Origin of the sequence: Altererythrobacter sp. B11, from assembly GCF_003569745.1 — a bacterium.
Classification (GTDB): Bacteria; Pseudomonadota; Alphaproteobacteria; order Sphingomonadales; family Sphingomonadaceae; genus Croceibacterium_C.
On the sequence record NZ_AP018498.1, the window covers coordinates 3,716,007 to 3,734,478 of the forward strand.

The 18,472-nt window shown below is 66.0% G+C and carries 23 protein-coding genes; 8 read left to right on the forward strand and 15 right to left on the reverse strand.

Annotation, left to right across the window (positions count from 1 at the left end; genetic code table 11):
* Window positions 1–37: 37 nt before the first annotated feature.
* The 5 genes from AEB_RS17415 to AEB_RS17435 all read left to right on the forward strand — a co-directional run bounded on the left by AEB_RS17415 (window position 38) and on the right by AEB_RS17435 (window position 3,196).
* A complete protein-coding gene (locus tag AEB_RS17415) occupies window positions 38–487 on the forward strand; it encodes a hypothetical protein (protein ID WP_119084259.1) in 450 nt (149 codons plus the stop codon).
* Between the two features lie 69 nt (window positions 488–556).
* Window positions 557–1,207, forward strand: a complete 651-nt coding sequence (gene gmk / locus AEB_RS17420) for a guanylate kinase (protein WP_119084260.1) — start codon at window positions 557–559, stop codon at window positions 1,205–1,207.
* A 103-nt stretch (window positions 1,208–1,310) separates the two neighbouring features.
* Window positions 1,311–2,150 (forward strand): 2,3,4,5-tetrahydropyridine-2,6-dicarboxylate N-succinyltransferase, encoded by an 840-nt coding sequence (dapD, locus tag AEB_RS17425; RefSeq protein ID WP_119084261.1) that lies wholly within the window; start codon window positions 1,311–1,313, stop codon window positions 2,148–2,150.
* A 215-nt stretch (window positions 2,151–2,365) separates the two neighbouring features.
* Entirely contained in the window at window positions 2,366–2,683 is a 318-nt protein-coding gene (locus AEB_RS17430) for a hypothetical protein (RefSeq protein ID WP_119084262.1), read from the forward strand.
* Between the two features lie 81 nt (window positions 2,684–2,764).
* Entirely contained in the window at window positions 2,765–3,196 is a 432-nt protein-coding gene (locus AEB_RS17435; RefSeq protein WP_331851748.1) for a DUF1810 domain-containing protein, read from the forward strand.
* Between the two features lie 10 nt (window positions 3,197–3,206).
* Here the strand turns inward: AEB_RS17435 and AEB_RS17440 are convergent, their stop codons facing one another.
* On the reverse strand, window positions 3,207–4,460 hold the full coding sequence (locus AEB_RS17440) for a dipeptidase (protein WP_119084264.1): 1,254 nt from the start codon (window positions 4,458–4,460) through the stop codon (window positions 3,207–3,209).
* A gap of 7 nt (window positions 4,461–4,467) precedes the next feature.
* Entirely contained in the window at window positions 4,468–5,265 is a 798-nt protein-coding gene (locus AEB_RS17445) for a DUF72 domain-containing protein (protein WP_119084265.1), read from the reverse strand.
* Between the two features lie 80 nt (window positions 5,266–5,345).
* Between AEB_RS17445 and AEB_RS17450 the strand changes: the two genes are divergently transcribed.
* Together AEB_RS17450 and AEB_RS17455 are read left to right on the forward strand one after the other, a co-directional pair.
* On the forward strand, window positions 5,346–5,783 hold the full coding sequence (locus AEB_RS17450) for a cupin domain-containing protein (RefSeq protein ID WP_119084266.1): 438 nt from the start codon (window positions 5,346–5,348) through the stop codon (window positions 5,781–5,783).
* A complete protein-coding gene (locus AEB_RS17455) occupies window positions 5,780–6,181 on the forward strand; it encodes a DoxX family protein (RefSeq protein ID WP_172592937.1) in 402 nt (133 codons plus the stop codon). The genes AEB_RS17450 and AEB_RS17455 overlap by 4 nt, the downstream gene beginning before the upstream one ends.
* Window positions 6,182–6,183: 2 nt before the next feature.
* Here AEB_RS17455 and AEB_RS17460 read toward each other — a convergent pair whose 3' ends face one another.
* The 3 genes from AEB_RS17460 to AEB_RS17470 all read right to left on the reverse strand — a co-directional run bounded on the left by AEB_RS17460 (window position 6,184) and on the right by AEB_RS17470 (window position 8,560).
* Window positions 6,184–7,452, reverse strand: coding sequence for a gallate dioxygenase (locus tag AEB_RS17460; protein WP_119084268.1), 1,269 nt, complete (start codon window positions 7,450–7,452; stop codon window positions 6,184–6,186).
* Between the two features lie 214 nt (window positions 7,453–7,666).
* The gene (locus AEB_RS17465) at window positions 7,667–7,918 is read right to left on the reverse strand and encodes an SWIB/MDM2 domain-containing protein (protein ID WP_119084269.1); all 252 of its coding nucleotides are present in this window, start codon (window positions 7,916–7,918) and stop codon (window positions 7,667–7,669) included.
* 42 nt (window positions 7,919–7,960) lie between these two features.
* Window positions 7,961–8,560: a YbhB/YbcL family Raf kinase inhibitor-like protein gene (locus AEB_RS17470; RefSeq protein WP_119084270.1), complete on the reverse strand. Its 600-nt coding sequence runs from the start codon at window positions 8,558–8,560 to the stop codon at window positions 7,961–7,963.
* Between the two features lie 217 nt (window positions 8,561–8,777).
* Between AEB_RS17470 and AEB_RS17475 the strand changes: the two genes are divergently transcribed.
* Complete coding sequence (locus AEB_RS17475) at window positions 8,778–10,226, forward strand: S41 family peptidase (protein WP_231958812.1); 1,449 nt, start codon at window positions 8,778–8,780, stop codon at window positions 10,224–10,226.
* Here the strand turns inward: AEB_RS17475 and AEB_RS17480 are convergent.
* The 10 genes from AEB_RS17480 to thiC all read right to left on the reverse strand — a co-directional run bounded on the left by AEB_RS17480 (window position 10,220) and on the right by thiC (window position 18,463).
* Window positions 10,220–10,708 (reverse strand): COG3650 family protein, encoded by a 489-nt coding sequence (locus AEB_RS17480; protein ID WP_331851749.1) that lies wholly within the window; start codon window positions 10,706–10,708, stop codon window positions 10,220–10,222. The genes AEB_RS17475 and AEB_RS17480 overlap by 7 nt on opposite strands.
* A 19-nt stretch (window positions 10,709–10,727) precedes the next feature.
* Window positions 10,728–11,540, reverse strand: coding sequence for a DODA-type extradiol aromatic ring-opening family dioxygenase (locus AEB_RS17485; RefSeq protein WP_119084271.1), 813 nt, complete (start codon window positions 11,538–11,540; stop codon window positions 10,728–10,730).
* Window positions 11,541–11,605: 65 nt separating this feature from the next.
* Complete coding sequence (locus AEB_RS17490) at window positions 11,606–11,908, reverse strand: hypothetical protein (RefSeq protein ID WP_197714455.1); 303 nt, start codon at window positions 11,906–11,908, stop codon at window positions 11,606–11,608.
* Window positions 11,905–12,474 carry a DUF4142 domain-containing protein gene (locus tag AEB_RS17495; RefSeq protein WP_119084272.1) on the reverse strand — a complete coding sequence of 190 codons (570 nt, stop codon included), beginning with the start codon at window positions 12,472–12,474 and terminating at the stop codon, window positions 11,905–11,907. Before AEB_RS17495 ends, AEB_RS17490 begins: the two co-directional genes overlap by 4 nt.
* Before the next feature lie 149 nt (window positions 12,475–12,623).
* Entirely contained in the window at window positions 12,624–13,208 is a 585-nt protein-coding gene (locus tag AEB_RS17500; RefSeq protein ID WP_119084273.1) for a hypothetical protein, read from the reverse strand.
* Window positions 13,209–13,506: 298 nt separating this feature from the next.
* Complete coding sequence (locus AEB_RS17505; protein WP_145985329.1) at window positions 13,507–13,827, reverse strand: hypothetical protein; 321 nt, start codon at window positions 13,825–13,827, stop codon at window positions 13,507–13,509.
* A gap of 188 nt (window positions 13,828–14,015) precedes the next feature.
* Window positions 14,016–14,579: a hypothetical protein gene (locus AEB_RS17510; protein ID WP_119084275.1), complete on the reverse strand. Its 564-nt coding sequence runs from the start codon at window positions 14,577–14,579 to the stop codon at window positions 14,016–14,018.
* A gap of 42 nt (window positions 14,580–14,621) precedes the next feature.
* Window positions 14,622–15,920 (reverse strand): HEPN domain-containing protein, encoded by a 1,299-nt coding sequence (locus tag AEB_RS18090; RefSeq protein WP_145985330.1) that lies wholly within the window; start codon window positions 15,918–15,920, stop codon window positions 14,622–14,624.
* A gap of 484 nt (window positions 15,921–16,404) precedes the next feature.
* The gene (locus AEB_RS17515) at window positions 16,405–16,608 is read right to left on the reverse strand and encodes a DUF4287 domain-containing protein (protein WP_119084276.1); all 204 of its coding nucleotides are present in this window, start codon (window positions 16,606–16,608) and stop codon (window positions 16,405–16,407) included.
* On the reverse strand, window positions 16,601–18,463 hold the full coding sequence (thiC, locus tag AEB_RS17520; protein WP_119084277.1) for a phosphomethylpyrimidine synthase ThiC: 1,863 nt from the start codon (window positions 18,461–18,463) through the stop codon (window positions 16,601–16,603). The genes AEB_RS17515 and thiC overlap by 8 nt, the downstream gene beginning before the upstream one ends.
* Window positions 18,464–18,472: the final 9 nt, after the last annotated feature.

Sequence of the window (18,472 nt, forward strand, 5' to 3'; positions counted from 1 at the left end):
CAGCACCGCTGCCCGGCGGACAGCGGAGGCCTGCCGGATGAGTAAACGCCCGATTTTGCCCGAACCGGCACCGCAGGATCGCAAGCGGCCGGTGAGCCGGGCGCTGGGCAAGGCGCGTAGCGGCATCAGCAAGGGCATCCAGAAGGTCCAGGGTCCCAGCCCCAATCCGGCCACCAACATTCTGATCGCCGATGTGGCGATGCGCAGCGCCATGATCGTGTTCCGTCGCAGCGTGGAGCGTGCGCTGCTGCGTGCCCGCTATGATCCGGAAACGGCGCGCGAGATTGTGGACGGCAAGCCGCGCATGCGCTCCCTCGCTACGGCCGTGGTCGCGCGCGAGGCGACGAAATCGAAAGCAGGCATGTTGCTGGTCGGCGGCGCCATGCTGGCCAAGGTGGCATTCGACCGCGGGCGCAACCGCCGGAATGCGGAGCGCGACGGCCGGCGGCAACTGGCCAAACAGGCGCTCAAGGGGCGAGAGGACTGATCGCACCGCCATTGGCTTCTCGGCACGGCATGGGTTGATTTTAGCCCCTGCCATGCGCCAACAGCGCGCATGGCAGACACCATCATCGAATCCGGCACGCTCGCCCGCCGCGGGCTGATGTTCATCCTCTCTTCGCCCTCCGGCGCGGGCAAGACCACCATCGCCCACCGCCTGCTGAAAGAGGAAGGCGCTGCACTGCGCATGTCGGTTTCGGTTACCACGCGCCCCATGCGGCCGGGGGAGGTGGACGGCGTCGATTACGTTTTCACCGATCGGCCCGGCTTCGAGCGGATGGTGGAGGAGGATGCCTTCCTCGAATATGCTGAGGTGTTCGGCCACTGGTACGGCACGCCGCGCGCGGAAATCCGCGCCGGGCTGAAGGTGGGGCAGGATTACATCTTCGATATCGACTGGCAGGGCACGCAGCAGCTTTATCAGCGCGCGCAGGGCGACGTGGTGCGCGTGTTCCTGCTCCCGCCCAGCATCGAGGCGCTGGAGCAGCGCCTGCGGTCCCGCGCGACCGACAGCGACGAGGTGATCGAAAGCCGCATGGCCCGCGCCAAGTCGGAAATCAGCCATTGGGACGCCTATGACTATGTGGTCATCAACGACGACATCGAAACCTGCTTCCGCAAGGTGAAGATGATCCTGGAGGCGGAACGGCTGCGGCGGCTGCGCCAGGTCGGGCTGATCGATTTCGCCCGCCAGCTGATGCGCTGACCCCACGGGCGCGGGCGGCGTGGTCCGCTTCGCGCCTTGCCCTGCCCCCTCCGCCGGTTTAGCGGCGCGGGCATATCCTTTGCAGCAGCACGAAAGTATCCGCATGACCGCACAGCTCGAAGCCGCCATCGCCGCCGCCTGGGAAAACCGCGCCGAAGTCACCCCCGCCAGCGGCGAGGTCCGCCGCGATGTGGAAGCGGCGCTGGAACTGCTCGATTCCGGCAAGGCACGCGTGGCTGAACCCGATGGCATGGGCGGATGGAAGGTCAATCAGTGGCTGAAGCAGGCCGTGCTCCTGTCTTTCCGCCTGAACGACAATGTGGTGGTGGACGGCGGCGCCGCCGGCGCGCCCGCATTCGACAAGGTGCCGAGCAAGTTTGCCGGCTGGGGAGACAATCGTTTCCGGACCGCAGGCTTCCGCGTGGTGCCCGGCGCGGTGGCACGCCATGGCAGCTTCATCGGCAAGGGCGTGGTGCTGATGCCCAGCTTCGTGAACATCGGCGCGTTCGTGGATGAAGGCACCATGGTGGACACTTGGGCGACGGTCGGCTCCTGCGCGCAGATCGGCAAGAATGTGCACATTTCCGGCGGCGCCGGCATCGGCGGCGTGCTGGAGCCGCTGCAGGCCGGCCCGGTGGTGATCGAGGATGGCGCCTTCATCGGCGCGCGCAGCGAAGTGGCCGAAGGCGTACGTGTGGGCGAAGGCGCAGTGCTTTCCATGGGCGTCTATCTCGGCGCCTCCACCAAGATCGTGGACCGCGCCACGGGCGAGGTGCATCGCGGGCATGTGCCGCCCTATTCGGTCGTCGTTCCCGGCGCCCTGCCCGGCAAGCCTCTGCCCGATGGCACGCAAGGCCCCTCGCTCTATTGCGCCGTGATCGTGAAGACGGTGGACGCGCAGACCCGCGCCAAGACCGGCATCAACGAGCTGCTGCGGGACTAAAGGGCAGGCGGTAGAGCGGACGGACTGGACCGCGCGGGCGCGCGTCCGTCGACAGGCTCAGGACCAGCGGGGGAAGGGGAAAGTTCATCTCCTCTCCCCGTCATTCCCGCGCAGGCGGGAAGCCAGCGCCGCGCGTGCACCAGCCCGCTCCGCGGAACATTCCGCGTCCTCGGCAGTAGGATGGGCGTAATCACCGAATTGGAGCGGAGAAGGCAATGGAAGGCAGAACCCCCGGAGTTCATACCGAAACGGACGAGGTGCGCGCGGGCTCGACCCCGCATGTCGTGCGCTGGATTCTGGGTATCAGCCTCCTCGCCGTGATCGTCGCCTTGTCGGCGGTATGGATCATCGGTGCAGCGACTCACGAAGGTCCGGATGAAGCGGCGGTTACGCCCACCGCGCAGACGTCTGGCGCGGTCAATAGCGATGGCGGCACGGTCATTACGGAAGGCATGGACGAGATGGACGCCCCGCAGCCGGGCGCGACCTCCGATACGCCGCTGCAGACGATCCCCAACGATACTAGCGATTGAGGCCGCGTATCGCTGGCGGACGTTCGGCTCGCAGTACATCTATAGGCTGAAGCAGGTGCGATCATGGGCGTCTGTGGCGGATTGACGCGCTTTGTTCAGGCCCAGGCGGGTATTTACCCCCGCGCGCTGGAGGAACTGCGCGCCGGCGCCAAGCGCAGCCACTGGATGTGGTTCATCTTCCCCCAGATCATCGGCCTGGGGCGAAGCAGCACCGCGCAATTCTATGCGATTGCCGATCTGGCCGAAGCGCGCTGCTACCTTGCGCATCCGCTGCTCGGCCCCCGCCTGGAAGAAGCGACCCGCGCCATGCTCGCGTGGTCGGCAGAGCGGAGCCCGGAAGCCATACTGGGCCACGTTGATGCACTGAAATTCCACAGCTCGATGACGCTGTTCGACGCGGCTGCGGAGGGGGAAGGGCCCTATCGCGAGGCGCTCGACTCCTTTTATTATAGCCAGCGAGACGGCGCGACGACCGCCATCATCGGACGCGAGCAAGCCGCGCCCTCAGCCTGAGCGCCGGCGATTATCCCTCCACGGGCGTCTCTATCGGCGGGTCCGCCCGGTGCGCCGCGGCGTAGGCTTCGGCCGCACGCAGCACGCGCATCATGTTGCGGCTGCTGATCTTTTCCAGATCCTGCCGGCTGTATCCGCGCCGCGCGAGCTCCGTGAACAGCGCCGGATAGCCCGAGACATCCTCCATCCCCACCGGCCCGCTGTCCATCCCGTCATAATCACCGCCAAGGCCGATGTAATCGATCCCCGCGACTTCGCGGATATGGTCGATGTGGTCGGCCATGTCGGAGACGGCGGCCTTGGGTGCCGGATTCGCGGCATCCCACGTCTTCATCGCTGCCTCCACCGCCTGCGGCTGCCCCTGCCACAGCGCGGCGAGGCGCGCCTGTTCCGCCTGCCGGCGGGCCTGGAACTGGCGCAGATCCTCGCTCAGATAGCCGGGCAGCCCCACCACCATCACGATGCCGCCATTCTCCTTCAGCCGGGCGAGCACCGCATCGGGCACGTTGCGGGCGTGGCCATTCACCGCGCGGGCCCCGCTGTGGCTGAAGATCACCGGCGCGCGCGCCGCATCCAGTGCATCCATCATGGTGGCTTCGCTGGTGTGGCTGAGATCGACCAGCATTCCGATCCGCTGCATCTCGCGCACGACCTTCACCCCGAAATCGGTGAGGCCATCGTGCTGTGGGGCGTCGGTGGCGCTATCGGCCCAGGGCAGCGTCTTCGAATGGGTCAGCGTCATATAACGGGCGCCCAGGTCATACATCTGGCGCAGCACGGCGAGACTACCGTCGATCGAGCTGCCGCCCTCCATGCCCATGAGCGAGGCGATCCGGCCCTGCTTCATCGCCCGTTCCACATCCTCTGCCGTGAGGGCGAGCGCGAGATCACCGGGATAGCGCGCAATCAGCCGCTTCGTCACATCGATCTGCTGCAGCGTGGCCACCACCGCTTCCGGCCCCGGAAGGTCGGCGCTGACATAGACGGACCAAAACTGCGCACCCACCCGGCCGCGGCGCAGGCGCGGAAGATCGGTGTGCATGCCGCCTTTGCTCCAGCCATTAGACGGGGCGCGGCTCGTATCGCGGAAGTCGAAATCGGCGATCACATCCTTGTAGCGATCACGCAATTGCTCGGGCACGTCATTGTGCCCATCCCACACCGGTGCGGCCTTCAGCGCGGCCTCGGCCACCTGCTCCGGGCTTTGCGCCGCCAGCGGGGCAGCAAGGAGCAGTGCGGCGAGGCCGATGGCGTGATGTCGCATTATGTGGTCAGTCCCCCAGCAGGCCGGCCAGCGCCATGGCGGCAGCCGGTGCGCGCTCCTTCGCGCCGTTGATCATGAAGGCGAACACATCGCCCTGCCCGCCGCGACTATCGGCGCGTTCGGCACGATATGGCAAGCCCTGCGGCGCATGACCGCCGGCCCAGCTTTCACAGATGCGGCGGATGCGATCGAGTTCGTCGGCCGGATAGCCGGTGGGACAGTCGCTGTGCATGCCCTGCATCCGCAGATAGGCGAAGTCCGCCGTGCGGTCGCCCACCGGCACACGCTCAGGGTGTTCGGACCAGACGATCGCCACCCCCGCCTTGCGCGCCATCTGCACGAATTCGGCGCAGGCGAAGCTCTCATGCCCCACTTCGATCGCGTGGCGCAGCGGCAGGCCTTCATGGCTCCCCGGCAGCAGATCGAGGAAGGCGGCCATGTCGTCCGGATCGAAGCGCTTGGTGGTGGCCAGTTGCCAGCAGATGGGGCCGAGCTTTCCGCCCAGTTCCACCAGCCCCTGGTCGAGGAAATGCGCCACCCCTTCCCCCGCCTCCGCCAGCACCTTGCGGTTGCTGACATAGCGCGAACCCTTCAGCGCGAAGACGAAGCCCTCCGGTGTCTCGTCATGCCATTTGCGGAAGCTCTCCGGCTTCTGCAGGCGGTAGAAGGTGGCGTTGATCTCGATCGCGGCGACATGGCGGGAGGCATATTCCAGCTCTCGCCGATGCGGCAGGTCGGCGGGATAGAAAGCGCCATTGCGCCACCCGTCGTAAGTCCAGCCACCGATTCCCGTGCGGATCGTCATATGGCTATGCTACACCAGCAACGACATACTGCGCGCAACAATTCCGGCACCGGCCGGTTTGCAGACGGGAGGGCGAGGCGATGAACGAAGCCAAGCGAGTGATCGAGGCGCTGCGCCTCTCCCCCCATCCGGAAGGTGGCTGGTATCGCGAAACCTGGCGCGCCCCCGCCGCGGAGGGCGAGCGGGGCCATGCCACCGCAATCCACTTCCTGCTCGAAGCGCATCAGCGGTCGCATTGGCACCGGGTGGATGCGGCGGAAATCTGGTTGTGGCACACCGGCGATCCGCTGCTGCTGTCCCTCTCCGCCGATGCCGACGGACCCGTGCGGGAGATCCGGCTGGGGCCCGATGTGCTGGGCGGAGACCTGCCGCAATATGTGGTCGCCCCCGCCGAATGGCAGGCTGCGGCGCCGCTTCCCGGCAGCGCAGGTTATACGCTCGCCAGCTGCGTGGTGGCCCCGGCTTTCCGCTTCGAAGGCTTCGAGCTGGCAGCCGAAGGCTGGCGGCCCGGCACTTGACCCGCACCGTTCTACGCCTGCTGCTGGCCGCCTTCTATGCGGTCGCCGGCTGCTTCCACCTCGCCGCGCCCGCGCCCTTCCTGCGCATCATGCCCGGCTTCGTGCCGCAGGCCGAACTGGTGGTGCAACTCACCGGGCTGGCAGAGCTTGCCGGGGCCGCCGCGCTGGCGCAGCCCTGGTGGCCGGGGCTGCGCAGGGCGGGCGGGATCGGCCTCGCCGCCTATGCGCTGTGCGTCTGGCCGGCGAACATCAATCACTTCGCCATGGACATGGCCCGCACCGACCATGGCTGGGGCCTTGCCTATCACCTGCCGCGCATGGCGCTGCAGCCGGTGCTGATCTGGCTGGCGCTGTGGACCGGCGGCGCGACGGACTGGCCCTTCCGCCGCCGGGCGTAGCCTCAGTCGTCCTTGTCGTCCTTCCCGCCCACGCCATAGGTGATGGCGGCATTGCGGGTCTTCTGGAAGTCCTCCACGCTCATGCCCTTCATCGCGGCATAGATGTGGATGTTGCCGACGCCCGTCACCGCGCCGAGCTTTTCCAGCATGAAGAAGATCACGCCGTAATGGATCATGCCGATCCAGTCGCGCCGGCGGATCAGGTCGCGCTCCTCATCCGTCAGGTCGGCCGCGGCGAGGCATGCCTCTTCGTCTTCCTTGAATGCCTTGCGGATCTTCGGATCGATCAGCGAATGCAGGAAGTGATTGATGCGGAAGCCCTTGACCGAACGCTCGATGGTGAAGGGATAGGTACCCTCCAGCGCCGCGGCGCCTTCCCAGTCCCACTCCATCCGCTCGCGCAGCGCCTCGTCGCTCTCGCGCGGCTCCGCCTCAGGCTTTTCTTCCAGGATCATCGTGGCGATCGGCGTCATGGATGGCAGGAAATAGGCCTTGTGGGTGCACTCCACCTCTTCGGACAGGGCGCCGCGCATCATCATCCACATCACCACTTCGGCGCCTTCCCAGCCGCCCAGTTCGGCAAGCTTGGCCACCGGATAATCCAGCAGGCCTTCGGGATGCTTCTCCAGCCGGTCCATGAATTCCATGTCCCATTCGGTGTTGTTGAAGCCGTTGCGTTCGCCATGCACCTGATGGCTGAGGCCGCCCGTGCCCACGATGGCGACCTTGATGTCTTCCGGATAGGACTGGATCGCGCGGCGCAGCGACTTGCCGAATTTCCAGAACCGCCGCGCAGAGGGCAGCGGCACGGTGAGCACGCCGCAAGCGATCGGCAGGAACCGCGCTGCCCAGCCATCCGCATCGTGATCGAGGATTACGGACAGCGGGGAGAAGGCGCCGTGGTCCAGGTTCTTGCCCTGGAAATAGCTGAGATCGAACTCGTCGGCGACCATGGCCTTGGCCACATGCTGCGCCAGCTTCGGATCGCCCATGATGCGCGGCAGATCGCGCGGGCCGCCGCCTTCATCCGCAGGGCCATAGCTTTCCCCCACGCCCAGCGCGAAATGGCTGTAGTGGTCGAAGAAAGCCGTCATGTGATCGTTGTAGATATACAGCAGGACATCGGGCTTCTTGTCCCGCATCCACTGCTGCACCGGTTCATAGCCTTCGAAGATCGGCTTCCACACCGGATCGTCGAACTTCTTCGCATCCTTGGCGAAAGCGATGGTGGGGGTGTGCGATGTGGCGATCCCGCCGACGATGGTAGCCATATCCGGGTCCGTTCCTCTCCGTGGAGCGCGGTGGCCCCGCGCGTTTCGTGGAATGGATGATGCCACGCGCCGGCGCATTGCGACAAGTCAAAACCCTCGCAAGGGTGAATTCATCGCATATCCGAAAAGAAAAGGGCGGCATGCCCGAAGCCACGCCGCCCTTTCATGGGTCCACTGTCGCCGCCAGCAGAGGCCGGCGGAGAGACGGGCCGGATCAGCTCAGATGCTTGGAGACCGCAGCGGTCATCTTGAACATCGAGATCTGGTCCTTGCCGATCACCGCGCCCAGCTTCTCGTCGGGATTGATCTGGCGTTTGTCCTTGCTGTCCTGCAAATTGTTCGCCTTGATGTATTCCCACACCTTCGAAGTTACCTCAGCGCGAGTCATCGGGCCCTTGCCGATCACTGCTTCCAGATCGCCCGACAGGGTGACCGGCTTGCTGAGCGCATTGTTCTTGGCCGCCATCACTACTTCCTTTCACTACACACATGGTCTTCGGGTGTGGCCTCAGCCTTCGTCACCCTCGTCCCAATCCTCAAAATCCTCGTCGCTGCGGGCGAAGGTGCCGGTCAGCAGGGCCACGCCCACCACATGGTCCTTCATCGCCGCAACCAGTTCCTCGCGCGTGGCGCCTGGCATCTGCACCAGCGGCAGGTCCAGCGCGAAGAGCTGAAACACGTAATCATGCGGGTCGCTGCCCTGCGGCGGATCGGGCAGCAGCCATTCGGAATTGCCGAAGGCGTTCTTGCCCACGCGCGGCGGCACTTCGCCTTCCAGCAGCTGCCCCTTCTGCGCGGCGAGACCCCATACCAGCCAGTGGCAGAACGGCTCTGCCCCCGGCGCGTGCGGATCTTCGACCACCAGCACGAGTTCCATCGCCCCGGCGGGCGGCGCGGTCCATTCCAGCGGCGGGGCCACGGCGTCTTCCTCCCCCGCCGTGAAGGAGGGGTCGAGCGCATCGCCATCCGAGAACGCGGCCGAGCGCAGGGTGAACCCACTCCGGCCCACCAGATCGGGGCCGCCGAGGCGCGCCACCGTCAACCGTCCATGTTCCGGCCCTGCCTGGGGCAGAGCCTCAGCGAGCCATGCGGGAACGGGTTCGGCCATCAATCCTCTCATGCACTGCATCCGTAAGAATGCGGCGCTGTGCCGCTTCGCCACCTTCTTGGCAAGGGGTGGCTCCGCCGCGAACTGTCGACGGTTTCCAGAGAAATCGCACCAAAGCGGGCGACGGTTCCCGCATTCCTGACCCGCCATACGTACTTGCCCGTATCGGCTGCGCGGGATAGGCAATGTCAGCACCGGCTGGGGGGAACCGAACATCATGGTGGGCCTGCTTTTTTCCATGCGTTACAATAAGTTCGCCCTGTCCGCATGCGGCGCGGCGCTGCTCGCCGCATGCGGCGGCGGGGGCGGTTCCAGCGCCGCGCCCTCGGCCGGCGGAAGCCCCACCCCCACGCCCAGCCCCAGCCCCAGCGCCGCGGCCTGTTCGCTCGGCGCGCGGCAGGATTGGGCGTTGCGTGCGCTCGACGAATGGTATCTTTTCCCCAGCCTGCTGGACAAGAACATTGTCAAATCGGCCTATCCCGACCTGCAATCCTATATCGATGCCCTGGTCGCACCGGCCCGAGCGCAGAGCCGGGACCGCTATTTCACCTATGTCACCTCCATCGAGGAGGAGAACGCCTATTACGAGGAAGGCGCCAACGCCGGCTTCGGCTTCCAGCTGAGCCTGGTGGGCAACGCGCTCTACGTCATCGACAGCTACGAAGGGGCGCCCGCGCTGGCCGCCAATATCGACCGTGGCACGCAGATCCTCTCCATCGGCACCAGCAGCGGCACTATGCAGACGGTCAGCAGCTTGCTGGCGACCGGCGGGACAGATCGCCTCGTCGATGCGCTCGGCCCCTCTACCGTGGGCACGACCCGCGTGTTCCGCGTCCGCGATGCCTCCGGCGTGGAGCGCGAAGTCGCCCTCAGCGCCAGTGAATACAATATCGACCCGGTTTCCGACCGCTTCGGCGCGCGCATCATCCTCGATGGCGCGAAGAAGGTCGGTTATCTCAACCTGCGCACCTTCATCGATACGGCGGAGCCCGACCTGCGCGCCGCCTTTGCAGAATTCAAGGCGCAGGGGGTGACGGAGCTGATCATCGACCTGCGCTATAACGGCGGCGGGCTGATCTCCGTGGCGGAGTTGGTGGGCGATCTGATGGGCGGCGGCCGCAGTGGGCAGATCTTCGATTACGTGACCTTCCGCGATTCCAAATCCGCCAACAACGAAAGCCGCGCCTTCCAGTTGCAGCCCGAAAGCATCAGCCCCACGAGAATCGCCTTTATCGGCACCCACGGCACTGCGTCGGCCAGCGAACTGGTGATCAACGGCATGGTCCCCTATCTGCGCACCAACATGGCGCTGGTGGGCGGCAACACCTATGGCAAGCCCGTGGGCCAGATCGCGCTCGACCGGCCGGAATGTGACGACCGGCTGCGGGCGATCGCGCTGAAGATCGAGAATGCCGATCATCAGGGTGAGTATTACACCGGCCTCGCCAGTACGGTGCCCGTCACCTGCAGCGCGGAGGACGACCTGTTCCATCCGCTCGGCGATCCCCAGGAAGCCATGGTTGGCGCGGCGCTCGATTTCCTCGCCGGCCGGGCCTGCGGCACGATCTCCGCTGGCGCCAGGGCGGCCGCGCCCAAGGGCAAGGTGCCGCTGGTGCCGAGCCAGCCATCGCGCACAGTGCAGGTGGAACTGCCCGGAATTTACTGATCGGGCCCGGTGAAGGGCTGCGCCTCCGTCCAGGCGCAGCCTTCTCGCTGCTCCCCCCGCACCATCAGCGTGACGACGAAGGGATAGGTCCGGTCGCTCATCCCGTCGCTGCAGGCGCCCGGCGTCACGGCCAGCACGAAGTCCTGGTCGGCCAGCCGCCCGGTGAAGGACACGCCGTTGCGGCCGGCGAAGCGATCGACCTCGATCATCTCGCCGTCCTGCTTTTCGGGCGTGGTATAGGTCAGCCGGCGGCCGGCCACTTCCCCGCCCCAGAATGGCTCGGTGCCGGTGAAGCGCACCACCTCCTCCGCCCCGATGCCGGAGAAGGGCTGCGTATCCTCCGCGTCCCCCGGCGCGCCGGCGGCGCCCCCGCCGGAGCTGCAGGCGGCGAGTGCGAGGGCGAGGGCGAGAAGGGCGGGCGCGGCAAGGGCGAAGCGATGGTTCATGCCCCGCAGCATGGCCCCGCCGCGCGCCCGCTTCAAGCGCTGCGGGATCGCCCGTTCAGGCAAAGCGGAAGGCTGAGATCGCGGTGCCCAGCACCAGCTCGTTGTAATCGCGCTGGCCCGCTTCGTCCGAGGCGCCGGCGGCGACCATCAGCGGCAGCAGGTGCTCCTCGCGCGGGTGGCTGAGCCGGGCGAAGGGCGCAGCGGCCCAGCGCGTCAGGCTGTCGGCCCGCACCTCCGCCCCCGCCGTGGCCGCGGCGCCGAGCCATTCGTCGAAAGCGCGGGAGGGGGCTTCCGCCTGCGGATTGCCGAAGCCGCGCATGTTGTGGAAGCTCATGCCCGATCCGATCACCAGCACGCCTTCGTCCCGCAGGGGCGCCAGCGCGCGGCCGGCGGCGAGGTGGAGGGCGGGGTCCAGGCCCTGGGCGAGGGACATCTGCACGGTGGGAACGTCCGAATCCGGGAAGGCCACCTTCATCGGCACGAACACACCGTGGTCGAAGCCCCGCCCTGCATCGAGCCCGGCGGGGAGGCCCGCGTCGCGCAGCAGCGCCGCCCCCCGCTCCGCCAGCGCCGGGTCGCCGGGGGCGGGCCAGGCGAGCTGGTAGGTTTCCGGCGGGAAGCCGTAGTAATCGTAAATCAGCCCCGGATGCCCCTCCGCCGCGGTGAAGGTGAATGCCGGCGCTTCCCAATGGCCCGAGACGATCAGGATCGCCCTTGGCCGCCGCGGCAGGCTGGCGGCGAGGCCGCGGAGATAGGCCGCCATCCCCGCCCAATTTTCCTGCGGATCGGGCATGAAGAAGCACGGCCCCCCGCCATGCGGGATATAGAGGCTGGGGAGGCGGGCGGCGGCGGGAGAATCCTCTGTCATCCCCGCAATATGGCGCCTCGCGCCGCGTAGGGAAGCGGGAACCGCACCCGCCCCACCTTAACTCCCTAGGACCGCGCCTTGGGCGTCAGCCGCCGGCGATTGGCGCCCACCTTGGCGCGATAGTGCCGGATCGCGGTGCGCGTGGCCACTTCGGGCGTCAGCGCGGCGGTGGTGGCGAGCTTCATCGCCAGGTCAGCCCCGGCGGAGATCTTCTCCTCCACCATCCGCGCCGCTTCCCGATCGGCCAGCGCACCGCCGGCGGAAAGCCGCATCATGCGCAGCCAGATTACCGTTCCCGCTTCGGCCCAGAGCATCCAGCCCTGCATGCCGATGGCGAACCAGTCGCCAGACTGCGCCTGCCGGCTCATGTGAGTTCGCGCGCCATTTCGAGATGGTGCTCCACCACCTTGGCCGTCTTGCCGGCAAAGTCCTTCAGCGGCTGCGCATCGCCGCCCTGGGCGTAACCGTTCAGGGCATCCAGCGCCGCCTGGTGTGCGGCCACCTGCTGGCGGGCATAGGTGGCATCGAAATCATCGCCCGCGCCGCGCAGTTCCTCGAGATTCTGCTGCTGCATCGGGGTCATCTGCGGGTTCACCGTCACGCCCTGCACTTCGGCGGCCGCCTTGCGCAGGTTTTCGGTGGAGGTCGTGTGATCCTTCACCATCTGGGCGGCGAAATCCTTCACCTTCTGGCTCGATCCGTGCTCCTGCGCCAGCTTGGCGGCTTCCACCTCATAGGTGTCGCTGGCGGCGGCGGTATCGACGAATTGCTGCGGCATCGGCGCGGTCGCGGCGGCAGGGGCCATCGCATCGGTACTCGTCGCCATGGCATCGGTGGGCTGGTCGGTCATCGCCGTATCATCGGCATCATTGTTCGAACCGCAGGCGGCGAGCGCGAGGGCGCCGACGCCGGCAAACAGGAAACGGGTCTTCATGCGGACATCCTCCTCAGGTGGATCGGCCCATCCATCGGATCGGCACTCCTCCGCCAATCCGCGCCGCCCGCGCCCGTTCCACACAATCGCCACATTTTGCGTTGAACCGCAGGAACTTAACCCAGGTTAGCAAGATTCCTCGGTTCGTCTCACCCGCAGCTTTCGACATAGGCGAGCTGCGGCATCACCCCCACGAACATATTGCGGACCTTGCCATCCCGGCCGATTTCGAAGCGCAGCCGCGGATCCTCGCCCGGCTGGGTGAGATATTTGGCCGGCGCTTCCTCATATTTATGCGGTTCCTCGCGGAAGCCGGGGAAGGCCGCGCGCACCTCTTCCTCGGTGGAGCCGGCGCCGATCCCTTCCATCAGTTGCACGCTGGAGCCCTGCGACACGGCGATGCGCCGCAGCTGGCCCACCTCAACCATTCCCTCTACTCCGGGATAATCGGGCGAGGTGGCGATGGTGCAGCTGCTCCCGGGCGCCTGCGCCCCGTGCTGGGCGAAGCTGCTGGTTTCCGGCACCGGAGCGCCGATGGTGAGATCGCCCAGCCCATCCAGCGTGAGCATTGTGACGGTGGGCGAGGCGCCCGGCAGCGAAGACGCGGCCCCTGGCGGCGTGGCGGCGTCCGTCGCCGTGGCGCTCGCCCCCGCCTCGGGGTTCGCCTCCTCCCCGGATGAACAGGCGGAAAGCAGCGCGAGCGCCGCGGCAGAAGCAAGGGTGAGGGTTCTCATCAACCCCGAACCGCCCCGCCGGCAGGCAGTTCCCGGCGAAAGGCCGCCCTGCGGCAGATGGCGCAAATCGGGGCAGTCGCGGAGCCGCCCCGCCCCGCCCGGCTGGAACGGCCTGGCACAGGGTTCATGGGCAAAAACCCCCTTTGCGTAACCCTGCGCGCGCCCATGCGTGACCTTGCGCGCCGAACCGTCACCCTGCGGCAAGAAGTGTCACCCATACGCGCGCCACCCGTCACCGTGAGGCGGGCGCATCTGTCATGCGCGGGCGTGCCCTGTGTCACCTTGCGCACTCCTCCCGTCACCCCGCGCGCCGCAGCAGCGGATGGACTTCGCGCGCCGCGGAGCGGCGGGCGGAGCGGGCCTTCGCCGCCTCTTCCAGCGCCCAGTCCCAGAACTCGGCGAATTTCGGCGCCCGCGCCCGCAGGCGATAGGCGGCCTGCCGGCTCATCCCCACACCCCGCGCCGCCCGCGCCACCTTCCCATGCTGCGCCAGCGCACGGAGGAAGGCGCTCGCCTTCTCCCCCGTCCAGCGGCTGTTGTCCGGCGGCAGCGCCTCGGGTGGGGCAGGCGTGGCGACGGGCGCGGAGCGCGATTCGGCGGGGGTGTGATGCTGGCTCATGCCCGGCATGGCAGCACAGCGGCGGGGGTGTAGGGAAGGTGGGAGTGCGGCGCTGGCCGCTCGCTCGGGTGAAGGCTTGCCCCCTCGCTCGCGACGGCTGCCCCCCACTCGGCTCGAAGCCCCCTCTCGGCGCGAAGGCCTGCCCCCCTCCCTCGTCACCCCGGACTTGATCCGGGGTCCAGCGCGGGTCAGTCGCCACCGGCCGGCGAGCGCAGGCCGACAAAAAGCCCGCGCACAGCCTCTGCAATCCCGCCGATGCCGACAGGCGAGGCAAGCGAGCGCACCCGCTCAAGCGATATGGTTTTCTGATCGGGCAAGGCGGAGGCCAGCACGGGGAAGAACTGCCATTGCGCCGCATCCCGATGATCCGCCACCGCCGGATCGACCACCGGATGCCAGGCGAACACATAGATCGCCGCCACCCTGCCCGGCTCCGCGATCCACGTCATGCCTTCCCACCGGCCAGTGCGGGGGCGAATATCGAAGCGCCCCGGATTGGGCTTCCGCCCCGGCTCGTGCCAGTCCTGCAAGGCGGAGGACTGCTTGACCTCCAGCCCCGTACCATCGGCATGTTCGAAATCGTAAGCCGCCCAGCTATCCGTCCGCCACCGCCATTCGGGCTCCAGCGCCTCGCTCAGGATCGCTTCGACCAGCGTGCCGCGGAAGGCGTTGCCGACCACCGGCTTGCCCAACAGGGCCTGGACTATGCGGGCTTGGACGGTGGGGTTCATGTCGGTCGGCCGGGAGATCATTGACTGGTTCGAGCAACCGCGCCCATGTCATCAGTCACGTTGTCACTCTCTTAGCGGTACACGAAGTTCTGAACCGTAGCTTGCCCTACCAAGCTCATCCAAAAGTGTTCGATGACTAATCGAAAGATCGATGTCGCTCCAAATTCTTGCGTATAAAAGCTCGGTGATTAATTGCGCGGAATTGCAATCGATATCGTATGCACCGCGCTTTCCAGCATGAACTAACGCGGATCGAATCCCGTATAGATTCTTCACATCCCGCGCTATCGCCTCTCTTTTCTCATGTTCATCTGAGAGCAGTGTAGCGGAATGCCGAGCTATCGTTTGGACCACTGGGGCGCTCCGATCCGAATCCGATAGAAGAGCTTCTATCGCCGTAAAAAAGTACAGCAACCTGTCGGAACGATCTTTGCTTCTGCGGCCCCTGGTAAGCCAACCACACCCTTGCGCAAAGCGCTCAGCGATAGATCCCGCACGAGGCTCAAAAATCATTGCGATTTTGCGTTGCGTCAAGGGCTCGTGAATTGCCCGGCCCCCTTCGCTCGTGATTTCATAAACATTCGGAGTTGACAGCCCTCCCATTTCCGCAGTGCCGTTCGGGAGTATCGCCAAACTGTGGTCGCTCCTATCCGGGAGCAAGAACGGGTGAGGTTCATTATCTCCTAAGCTAGGGGCTAGTAATCCGAGATCAGGCCTTTTTACACTTAACCTTAAAAGCGTCAGGGAAATATCTACCAGCCAAAGTGCCTCCTCTTCGCGTAGGGGATCTGCCGCAGAAAGTTTTATCGCCCACATCGTCTTGGGTATGCTGGCAAAGCACTTCACGTCTTCACCTTCAAAATTCAACCCAATCCCCCAATCATCACCGATAATGAACCTAAGATTATTCTTATTTTTCTCCAATTCTTTTACTTTTGATTCCGACTTTTCAATTATAACACGCCCAATCTCTATGCGTTCCACATCGCTAGGAAGGCGCACCAAAGGACAGGGACGAAAAAATTCGCAGATCGAAGCTGATGTCTCCTCTATCTGCTTCAGAGCCTCATCCAAGACAGCTCGGTCGTTAATACGATGTTCGTCGCTCTCGGCGGCAGCAAAATCCCACAAAGCTTTCGCGAGTACTTTCCCATGTCCCCTATCCGGCCCGAGTTTTTTAATAGCTCGTCTGATAAACTCTCGCTGGGATTCAATAACAGCATCCGAGACCTCGAAAGCTGTGCCTTTGTGGTAACGAAACCGCGCGAATTGCATGTCAGTGATATCTGAGACAGTGCATTCGCGAGCTTTTATTGCGAAATCACGTAACGCTTCACGGAGCTCTGGCGTTATGAGACTCATCTAACTTTCTGCCTTCTATATTTTTTCACTCACGAGACGGGGAGCATCGCCATAGCCCCGCCCGCCCCATCGCCACCCAGCGGGACCGAAAGATCATCGCCAGCAGCAGCCCTCATGGCGAATAGTTCAACGCCGACCGCTGCGGCGCGCCTGCCGCAGGTCTTGCGCCACTTCTACACGATAAGCATCGCCACGCCGAGGGATGAGCAAGCCGAAAGGCGGCAATAGGCCGTCGGCAGCCACGAGGATCGCCAATCTTCTCCCTCAGCCCGCAGCCTTCGACAAGCTCAGGCTGAGCGGGGTTGGGGATGGTTGGCGGGCTTTGCCCCCGCCGGGGTCGCGGATGGCGGCAGGGCTGCGCCCGGCGCGGGCTGACCTGCACGGCGCCACCCGCCTGTGCCCCTCCACCAGCCTGCGGCTGGTCCCCCTCCCCGGACGGGGAGGATGGGCGGGTGCGGGTGGGGCGGGGGTTAGCCCGCCGCCCTTACCCCTCCGCCAGCGTGGCGGCCACCAGTGCGTTGGCGTGGCCGTGGCCCATGCCGTGTTCCTGCTTGAGGAAGGCCACCAGTTCCATGTGCTTCGCGGGCTGGCGGGCGCGGATCAGGCTTTGCCATTCGGCGATGGGCCGGCCGTATTTCGCCTCGATCGAGGGGAAATAGGAGGCCGGCCCCTTCGCCTTGTCAGTCATGCTCGCGGTCTCCCTGGCCGATGTAGAGCTCGCTGCCGATCTCGCGGTATTTCTCGCTCATCCGGCGCATGCCTTCCTCCGCCTCGGCCACGCTGGGCGCGGCGGCGGGGGGATTGTTGTGCTGGCGGGCGGCGAAATCGCGCACTTCCTGCGTGATCTTCATGCTGCAGAACTTGGGGCCGCACATGGAGCAGAAATGCGCCGTCTTGGCGCCTTCGGCGGGCAGCGTCTGGTCGTGATACTGCTCGGCCGTGTCGGGATCGAGGCTGAGGTTGAACTGATCGCGCCAGCGGAATTCGAAGCGCGCCTTGCTCAGCGCATCGTCGCGCACCTTGGCCGCCGGGTGGCCCTTGGCAAGGTCCGCCGCATGGGCGGCCAGCTTGTAGGTGACGACGCCGACCTTCACATCGTCGCGATCGGGCAGGCCCAGATGCTCCTTCGGCGTGACGTAGCAGAGCATGGCGGTGCCGTACCAGCCGATCTGCGCCGCGCCGATGCCGCTGGTGATATGGTCATAGCCCGGCGCGATATCGGTGACGAGCGGCCCGAGCGTGTAGAAGGGCGCCTCGCCGCAGGCCTCCAGCTGCTTGTCCATGTTCTCCTTGATCTTGTGCATGGGCACATGGCCCGGCCCTTCGATCATCACCTGCACGTCCTGCTCCCACGCGCGCTTGGTCAGCTCGCCCAGCGTGTAGAGTTCGGCGAACTGCGCTTCGTCATTGGCGTCGGCGATGGAGCCGGGGCGCAGGCCGTCGCCCAGCGAATAGGCGATGTCATAGGCTTTGCAGATCTCGGTGATCTCGTCGAAATGTTCGTAGAGGAAGCTCTCCTTGTGGTGGGAGAGGCACCATTTGGCCATGATGCTGCCGCCGCGGCTGACGATGCCGGTGACGCGCTTCGCCGTCATCGGGATATAGGGCAGGCGCACGCCGGCGTGGATGGTGAAATAGTCCACCCCCTGCTCCGCCTGTTCGATCAGCGTATCGCGGAAGATTTCCCAGGTCAGTTCCTCGGCAATGCCGCCGACTTTCTCCAGCGCCTGGTAGATCGGCACGGTGCCGATGGGCACGGGGCTGTTGCGGATGATCCATTCGCGCGTGTCGTGGATGTTGCGGCCGGTGCTGAGGTCCATCACCGTGTCGGCGCCCCAGCGGATCGACCACACCATCTTGTCCACTTCCGCCGCCACATCGCTGGCGACGGCGGAATTGCCGATATTGGCGTTGATCTTGACCAGGAAGTTGCGGCCGATCGCCATCGGCTCCGCTTCCGGGTGGTTGACGTTGCTGGGGATGATCGCGCGGCCGCGGGCGACCTCGTCGCGCACGAATTCGGGCGTGACGTAATCGGGGATGGCGGCGCCCCAGCTTTCACCCTCGCGGTGGTATTCGGCGAGGCGGGCGCGGCCGAGATTCTCCCGCTCCGCCACATATTCCATTTCCGGCGTGATGATGCCGCGCCGGGCGTAGTGCATCTGCGAGAGATTGGCGCCCGGCTTCGCGCGCAGCACCTTCTTGTGCACATTGGGGAATGCGGGCACGCCGCCGCTGCGGTCGGGGCCGAGCTGGCCGTTATCCTCCGGCTTCACGGCGCGGGCGGCATATTCCTCCACATCGCCGCGGGCGAGCTGCCAGGGGCGGCGCAATTGCGGCAGGCCGGCGGCGATGTCGATCACCGCGGCGGGATCGGTATAGGGGCCGGAGGTGTCATAGACGCGCACCGGCGGCTCCCCGCTCGAGGGCTCCAGCTCGATCTCGCGCATGGCGACCTGCAGCGGGCCGACATGGATCTTGCGGCTGCCGCGGATCGGCCCGGTGGTCACGCCGATTTCGAGGCGGGAGGGGATATCGGCCATGGCACATGC

What these genes read in the sequence shown, in the direction of transcription:
- AEB_RS17415 (WP_119084259.1), top strand. Translation starts at nt 38, where the DNA reads ATGAGTAAACGCCCGATTTTGCCCGAACCGGCACCGCAGGATCGCAAG.
- gmk (WP_119084260.1), top strand. Translation starts at nt 557, where the DNA reads ATGGCAGACACCATCATCGAATCCGGCACGCTCGCCCGCCGCGGGCTG.
- dapD (WP_119084261.1), top strand. Translation starts at nt 1,311, where the DNA reads ATGACCGCACAGCTCGAAGCCGCCATCGCCGCCGCCTGGGAAAACCGC.
- AEB_RS17430 (WP_119084262.1), top strand. Translation starts at nt 2,366, where the DNA reads ATGGAAGGCAGAACCCCCGGAGTTCATACCGAAACGGACGAGGTGCGC.
- AEB_RS17440 (WP_119084264.1), bottom strand. Translation starts at nt 4,460, where the DNA reads ATGCGACATCACGCCATCGGCCTCGCCGCACTGCTCCTTGCTGCCCCG.
- AEB_RS17445 (WP_119084265.1), bottom strand. Translation starts at nt 5,265, where the DNA reads ATGACGATCCGCACGGGAATCGGTGGCTGGACTTACGACGGGTGGCGC.
- AEB_RS17450 (WP_119084266.1), top strand. Translation starts at nt 5,346, where the DNA reads ATGAACGAAGCCAAGCGAGTGATCGAGGCGCTGCGCCTCTCCCCCCAT.
- AEB_RS17460 (WP_119084268.1), bottom strand. Translation starts at nt 7,452, where the DNA reads ATGGCTACCATCGTCGGCGGGATCGCCACATCGCACACCCCCACCATC.
- AEB_RS17465 (WP_119084269.1), bottom strand. Translation starts at nt 7,918, where the DNA reads ATGGCGGCCAAGAACAATGCGCTCAGCAAGCCGGTCACCCTGTCGGGC.
- AEB_RS17470 (WP_119084270.1), bottom strand. Translation starts at nt 8,560, where the DNA reads ATGGCCGAACCCGTTCCCGCATGGCTCGCTGAGGCTCTGCCCCAGGCA.
- AEB_RS17475 (WP_231958812.1), top strand. Translation starts at nt 8,778, where the DNA reads ATGGTGGGCCTGCTTTTTTCCATGCGTTACAATAAGTTCGCCCTGTCC.
- AEB_RS17485 (WP_119084271.1), bottom strand. Translation starts at nt 11,540, where the DNA reads ATGACAGAGGATTCTCCCGCCGCCGCCCGCCTCCCCAGCCTCTATATC.
- AEB_RS17490 (WP_197714455.1), bottom strand. Translation starts at nt 11,908, where the DNA reads ATGAGCCGGCAGGCGCAGTCTGGCGACTGGTTCGCCATCGGCATGCAG.
- AEB_RS17495 (WP_119084272.1), bottom strand. Translation starts at nt 12,474, where the DNA reads ATGAAGACCCGTTTCCTGTTTGCCGGCGTCGGCGCCCTCGCGCTCGCC.
- AEB_RS17500 (WP_119084273.1), bottom strand. Translation starts at nt 13,208, where the DNA reads ATGAGAACCCTCACCCTTGCTTCTGCCGCGGCGCTCGCGCTGCTTTCC.
- AEB_RS17505 (WP_145985329.1), bottom strand. Translation starts at nt 13,827, where the DNA reads ATGAGCCAGCATCACACCCCCGCCGAATCGCGCTCCGCGCCCGTCGCC.
- AEB_RS17510 (WP_119084275.1), bottom strand. Translation starts at nt 14,579, where the DNA reads ATGATCTCCCGGCCGACCGACATGAACCCCACCGTCCAAGCCCGCATA.
- AEB_RS18090 (WP_145985330.1), bottom strand. Translation starts at nt 15,920, where the DNA reads ATGAGTCTCATAACGCCAGAGCTCCGTGAAGCGTTACGTGATTTCGCA.
- AEB_RS17515 (WP_119084276.1), bottom strand. Translation starts at nt 16,608, where the DNA reads ATGACTGACAAGGCGAAGGGGCCGGCCTCCTATTTCCCCTCGATCGAG.
- thiC (WP_119084277.1), bottom strand. Translation starts at nt 18,463, where the DNA reads ATGGCCGATATCCCCTCCCGCCTCGAAATCGGCGTGACCACCGGGCCG.